The sequence below is a fragment of the Pseudomonas sp. P5_B2 genome (assembly GCF_056400445.1).
This window is the reverse complement of sequence record NZ_JBFULH010000303.1, coordinates 1-5,019: the sequence shown is the minus strand read 5'-3', so window position 1 is coordinate 5,019 and position 5,019 is coordinate 1. Positions and strand designations below refer to the sequence as shown.

The following is a 5,019-nucleotide window of genomic DNA, read 5'->3' as shown; positions in this document are numbered from 1 at the left end:
CAAGGCTGCCGAACAAGCACTCAGCGACGCCACTGGTGGCATGATCAGCAAGAAAGAACCATCGGGCGAAAACAAAGAAAAAACCGAATCTTCGTCCCAGGAAATCTAACGTCTAATACGAGTCAGGACTGACCCATGGAATACCTTTTAGAACTTGCTGCAAGCCCTGCCGCCTGGGTGGCCCTGGCCACCTTGGTGGTGATGGAAATCGTGCTCGGTATCGATAACCTGATCTTCATCTCCATCCTGACCAATAAACTGCCCGTACAACATCGACAGCGAGCTCGCCGCATCGGTATTGGCATGGCGTTGATCCTGCGTCTGGCACTGCTGAGCACCATTGCGTTCATCGTCCAGTTGACGGAGCCTGTGATTGAAATCCTTGGTCAGTCGTTCTCCTGGAAGGACATGATCCTGATTGCCGGCGGCCTGTTCCTGTTGTGGAAGGCGACCACCGAGATCCATCACAGCATGGACCCGGCACCGGAAGATCCGAAGTCGGCGACATCGACCGTGACCCTGGGCTTTGCCGCGGCGATTGGTCAGATCCTGCTGCTGGACATGGTGTTCTCCATTGACAGCATCATCACTGCTGTCGGCATGACCGAGCACTTGCCGATCATGATCATCGCGGTGGTGGTGTCGGTGCTGGTGATGTTGCTGGCGGCTGATCCATTGGCCAAGTTCATCAACGACAACCCGACGGTGGTGATGCTGGCGCTGGGCTTCTTGATCATGATCGGCATGACGCTGATTGCCGAAGGTTTTGGCGCCCACGTACCGAAAGGCTACGTCTATGCGGCCATGGTGTTCTCGGCAACGATCGAGGGCTTGAACATGATGTCGCGCCGCGCCAAGCAGAAGCGCATTGCCACTGAAACTTGATCGGCGATAAATGAAAAGGCCGCCTGAATACGAACGTGTTCAGGCGGCCTTTTTTTTTAGACTGAAAGGGCTATTCAGTGCGCGGTGGCGTGGTGTTCTGCCGGTTTTTCGCTGTCGGCCACAGGTGCCGATTGAACCGGGTGGTGATGGTGCCGCCGGGTAATGCGCAGGACTCCCCATAACATGGCAGCGGCAACGGCCAGCCAGCCGAAAACCAACATCACGATCGTCATTGCCAGGCTCATCGTGCCTCCTCTTTGCCCTGCATCGGGCACACACGTTTTGCAATTAACAGTCTAGCCGGTGCTGTGTGTCAGGCAATTGACCAAAGGTCGCCTGTCACTAACCAGTTCGCTCTATCGAAAGCACGCAACTGCCGGTTAAAGCTATACCGCCGTCACGCGGCGTCTTATGATCGACGGCCAAGCCGGGAGCCTGTTGCCTGGCGTCTGAACAAGAGTGTGAAGATGGAGCGGGTATTTTCTCGAATTCGAGCGGCGGTGCTGATGGTTGGCTGCGTTGTCGGGTTGGCAGGTTGCGCCGGGAGCGTTGCGCCTGAAATCCAGCGTCTGCCGGAGCGGGTGGAGCTTAGCGGTACGTTCTACCGTGGGAACGCCTATCAAAGCGGACCGCAAGTGCTGGCCAGCCTGTTGGCGCAACGGGGCATCGTGATTACCCCAGGCCTGCTCGAAAAACCCCTGCATTTGCCGGGTGCCGAAGACCAGTTGCCGCAGAACATGCAGAACCTCGCCTGCGAGTACGGGATGGTGGTCTACCCCCTCGACAGTAATCTGCCCGCGCTGCTGACTCAGGTCGCCGCCGGCAATCCGGTGATGGTGCGCTTTACCGAAGGCCCGGCGCTCTGGTCTGAGCCTCGTTATGCCATTCTCGCCGGTTACAACCGTAAGAAGCAGACCGTGTTGCTACGCGTGGGGATGGATCGTCGGGATTTGATGAGCTTCAGTTCGTTCGAATCCTCGTTCAAGGACGCTGGCGGCTGGGCCGTGCTGATCCAGAAGCCGAATCAGATTCCGGCCAACGTCGATCAGCAGCGTTGGCTGAAGGCGGCCAATGATCTGGGGCAGGCCGGTCAGGAGCAAGCAGCTGCGCAGGCGAAGAAGGCCCTGACTGCGCAGTAAACGTCCGTTCGTCATTCTGTAGGGCACTGCCGTGCGCACTCGCTCTCTAAAGGAAAGCGCCCGGATTTGTCCGGGCCACTCCCAAGGAGGCGCTCATGGCACATTCCGCTACCCCTGAAGGCCCGCACTCGTCCGAGCATTCTTCGGGCGATGAATTGGGGTTCGACCCCGATTCGCCGGACCTCGCCGATCCTCAAGTCGATCCCATCGGTCCCGCCAAAGCGCCCAGGGACGTCAAGCCCGGCGACAACTCAAAGGCGCCAGCTAAGCCTTACGATCCTCTCGCCGATTTGAAACCCTGAGCCTGATGAGGTGCTTATGTCTACCGATTCGAGTTTTGATGACAAACGTCCGGACAGTGTGCCGACAACTCCCGAGAAAGACCTGGACCCGGTGATGGATCCGGACAACCCGTTGCGCGATCCTTTGGCCAGGCCGGTGGTGGTGCCGACGGAGCATGCCAGAGACCCGAGCGCCGGGGACGGCATTCCGGATGACGATCAGATGCCGCTGCCCAACGACTGATCTCCACCTAATAAAAAGCCCCGAATATTCGGGGCCTTGTCCGGGTGGGGGCTTGCCTATTTGGAGGCTTCAATCACCCCGGTCTGACGGCTTTTGAGGTTCTTGTCGGACTTGTACTGCAAGGCTACCGACGGCACGTCTGCGCCCTTGCCGGACTCTACCCAGTTGCGAATACGGGTAGCGTCGGCAAAGTGAGTGTACTTGCCATAGGCGTCAAGGATGACCAGTGCAACCTTGCGGTTACCCATGCTGGTAACCAGCACCAGGCAGTGACCCGCCGCGTTGGTAAAGCCGGTTTTTGTCAGCTGGATGTCCCAGTCCTGCTTGCGGACCAAATGGTCGGTGTTGCGGAAGGCCAAGTTGTAGTTGGGCTTGCGGAACGCCACGATTTTTTCCTTGGTAGTACTCAGTTCGGTCAATAGCGGGTGTTTATGCGCAGCAACCAGCAGTTTGCTCAAGTCGCGGGCTGTGGACACGTTTCGCGGAGACAGGCCGGTGGGCTCAACGAAATGGGTGTTGGTCATGCCCAACGCCCTGGCCTTGGCGTTCATCGCGGCGATGAAGGCCGCATAACCACCCGGATAATGGTGGGCCAGGCTTGCCGCCGCGCGGTTTTCCGAAGACATCAATGCAATCAGGAGCATCTCCCTGCGTGGCATTTCGCTGTTGAGTTTGACCCGGGAGTACACACCCTTCATTTCCGGCGTGTCGCCGATGTTGATGTTGATGTATTCGTCCATGTTTTGATTGGCTTCAACCACGACCAGGCCAGTCATCAGTTTGCTGACGGACGCAATTGGAACCACCACGTCAGGGTTGCTGGCAAAGATGATTTTGTTGGTCTGCATATCCATGACCAACGAACTGCCCGAAGCGAGTTTAAGATTTTTCGTGTCTCGAGGTGCGGCCGTCGTATCGCCAGCGGTGGCGATTGGCGTGATCAAAGTTCCTGTAACTGCAAAAAATAGGCTCAGGATAGATAGACGGATTTTCACGCTGGCAGACTCATTATGTGTTGTTAAGCCGTTTTGTAACGGGCTATTTCGTAAAAAGCGCGACATTCTGGAGTATGGCTGAATAACTGTCGATGGTTGTTCCAGGAAGGGATGAAAGTCTTCAGGAATGTGAAAAAAACGTCATTTTCCGGCGGGTGGTCGGGCTTTTTCTTTGAGCAAAAAAAACCCCGCCGTCGGCGGGGTCGTTTAACTGGCTATTTACTTCTGCTTTGGTGCTTAGCAGTGCAGGGTTTCTGCTGCGTACAGCGTGTTTTCCAACAGGCAGGCGCGGGTCATCGGGCCAACACCGCCCGGTACTGGTGTTATCCAGCTGGCGCGAGGCAGGGCGGTTTCGTAGATCACGTCGCCGACCAGCTTACCGTCGTCCTGGCGATTGATGCCGACGTCGATTACGATTGCGCCTTCCTTGATCCATTCACCCTTGACCAGGCCTGGCTTGCCAGCGGCAACCACCACCAGATCGGCGCGTCCAACGTGGCCGGCCAGATCCTTGGTGAAGCGGTGGGTGACGGTCACGGTGCAACCGGCCAGCAGCAATTCCATCGCCATCGGGCGGCCAACGATGTTGGACGCGCCGACAATCACGGCATCCATCCCGTAGAGATCGACCCCCGTGCTTTCCAGCAAGGTCATGATGCCTTTAGGGGTGCATGGACGCAGCAGTGGAATACGCTGGGCCAGACGACCGACGTTATAGGGATGGAAACCGTCGACGTCTTTGTCCGGACGAATGCGCTCCAGCAATTTGGAGGCGTCCAGGTGCTCGGGTAAAGGAAGCTGAAGCAGAACGCCGTCGATTGCCGGGTCCTCGTTCAGACGATCGATCAGATCGGTCAGCGCTTCTTGAGTGGTTTCGGAAGGCAGGTCGTAGGCTTGGGATATAAAGCCGACCTCTTCACAGTCTTTACGCTTGTGCGAGACATAAACCTGAGAGGCGGGATCGCTGCCGACCAGGATCACCGCGAGGCCGGGTGTGCGCAAGCCTAGCTCGCGACGTTCGGTGACTCGTTTGGCGATCTGCTGGCGCAGGCTGGCGGCGATCGATTTGCCGTCGATTAGTTGTGCAGTCATTGCGCGTGATTAACCATCGAGAGGGGAAAAAAAGAGAACGCATTCTCGCATGTCATGAGGTGAGGGCAAAGGCGCTTGGTCTGCAAATTCCCCTAACTCCTTTAATTAAATGAATTTTTTTTAAAAAGGATTTGACGACCTTCAGGGGGCTCTATACTATTCGTCGCACTTGTCGGGCACAGCCTAGCACTGGTTAGGAAGGTCAGGCGGGACCACGGTTCTGCAAGACTGGAAAGCACTTAGTTTGTAGTCCTCCAAGGGTACAAATTAACAAGGCGCCCGTAGCTCAGCTGGATAGAGCATCCGCCTTCTAAGCGGATGGTCGCAGGTTCGAGTCCTGCCGGGTGCGCCATTAGGCAGCTTTGGCACAAGTAGCGCAATAT

The 5,019-nt window shown here is 56.9% G+C and carries 7 protein-coding genes, 1 tRNA gene and 1 pseudogene; 6 read left to right on the top strand and 3 right to left on the bottom strand.

Annotated features, from left to right (window positions below; all coding sequences use genetic code 11):
• Positions 1–135: 135 nt before the first annotated feature.
• Entirely contained in the window at positions 136–885 is a 750-nt protein-coding gene (locus tag AC1DRJ_RS19020; RefSeq protein WP_477803506.1) for a TerC family protein, read from the top strand.
• A gap of 74 nt (positions 886–959) precedes the next feature.
• On the opposite strand, the gene AC1DRJ_RS19015 is transcribed toward AC1DRJ_RS19020, so the two are convergent.
• On the bottom strand, positions 960–1,130 hold the full coding sequence (locus AC1DRJ_RS19015) for a hypothetical protein (protein ID WP_477803505.1): 171 nt from the start codon (positions 1,128–1,130) through the stop codon (positions 960–962).
• 166 nt (positions 1,131–1,296) lie between these two features.
• On the opposite strand from AC1DRJ_RS19015, the pseudogene AC1DRJ_RS19010 reads away from it, so the two are divergent.
• The 3 genes and pseudogenes from AC1DRJ_RS19010 to AC1DRJ_RS19000 all read left to right on the top strand — a co-directional run bounded on the left by AC1DRJ_RS19010 (position 1,297) and on the right by AC1DRJ_RS19000 (position 2,549).
• A pseudogene (locus AC1DRJ_RS19010) lies at positions 1,297–2,024 on the top strand (peptidase C39 family protein).
• A gap of 95 nt (positions 2,025–2,119) precedes the next feature.
• Positions 2,120–2,326 (top strand): DUF6021 family protein, encoded by a 207-nt coding sequence (locus AC1DRJ_RS19005; protein WP_477803504.1) that lies wholly within the window; start codon positions 2,120–2,122, stop codon positions 2,324–2,326.
• Positions 2,327–2,342: 16 nt separating this feature from the next.
• On the top strand, positions 2,343–2,549 hold the full coding sequence (locus AC1DRJ_RS19000; protein ID WP_477803503.1) for a hypothetical protein: 207 nt from the start codon (positions 2,343–2,345) through the stop codon (positions 2,547–2,549).
• 56 nt (positions 2,550–2,605) lie between these two features.
• Here AC1DRJ_RS19000 and pbpG read toward each other — a convergent pair whose 3' ends face one another.
• A complete protein-coding gene (pbpG, locus tag AC1DRJ_RS18995) occupies positions 2,606–3,493 on the bottom strand; it encodes a D-alanyl-D-alanine endopeptidase (protein WP_477803502.1) in 888 nt (295 codons plus the stop codon).
• Between pbpG and AC1DRJ_RS18990 the strand changes: the two genes are divergently transcribed.
• Positions 3,402–3,626, top strand: coding sequence for a hypothetical protein (locus AC1DRJ_RS18990; protein WP_477803507.1), 225 nt, complete (start codon positions 3,402–3,404; stop codon positions 3,624–3,626). The genes pbpG and AC1DRJ_RS18990 overlap by 92 nt on opposite strands.
• A gap of 155 nt (positions 3,627–3,781) precedes the next feature.
• Here AC1DRJ_RS18990 and folD read toward each other — a convergent pair whose 3' ends face one another.
• Positions 3,782–4,636, bottom strand: coding sequence for a bifunctional methylenetetrahydrofolate dehydrogenase/methenyltetrahydrofolate cyclohydrolase FolD (gene folD, locus AC1DRJ_RS18985; protein ID WP_477803501.1), 855 nt, complete (start codon positions 4,634–4,636; stop codon positions 3,782–3,784).
• A 275-nt stretch (positions 4,637–4,911) separates the two neighbouring features.
• On the opposite strand from folD, the gene AC1DRJ_RS18980 reads away from it, so the two are divergent.
• Positions 4,912–4,988: transfer RNA gene (locus AC1DRJ_RS18980), tRNA-Arg, on the top strand.
• The last annotated feature ends 31 nt before the right edge of the window (positions 4,989–5,019 follow it).